Consider the following 387-nt stretch of genomic DNA (forward strand, 5'->3'; position numbering starts at 1 on the left):
CGGCGGCGGTGACTTCGAGGTGACCCAGAAGAACCTCGGCGAGGTGCCGTCGGTGATCGTCGCGGCCGCGCTGCTCGTCGACTACGTCCTCACCGTCTCCGTGTCGATCGCGTCCGGCGTCGACAACATCATCTCGGCGGTGCCAGGTCTGAACCCGTGGCGCGTGGAGCTGGCGGTCGGCTTCGTGATCCTGATCGTCATCGTCAACCTGCGCGGCGTGCGCGAGGCATCCACCGTGTTCGCGATCCCGACGTACGTGTTCATCAGCTCGGTGGTCGTGATGATCGGCACCGGGCTGGTGCGGATGCTGCTCGGCGACGCGCCCGTCGCTTCCAGCGCGGCATACACGGTGCAGGCCGAGAGCCTCAGCCAGGCGGCGATGGTGCT

General features: G+C 67.7%; 1 protein-coding gene. It reads left to right on the plus strand.

Annotation, left to right across the window (positions count from 1 at the left end; translation table 11 throughout):
* Positions 1–387 (plus strand): amino acid permease (locus tag KI686_RS17415; protein WP_237590297.1); only part of this gene is annotated, 387 nt, incomplete at both ends.

The sequence above is a fragment of the Polaribacter sargassicola genome (assembly GCF_021991835.1).
GTDB classification, from domain to species: domain Bacteria; phylum Bacteroidota; class Bacteroidia; order Flavobacteriales; family Flavobacteriaceae; genus Polaribacter; species Polaribacter sargassicola.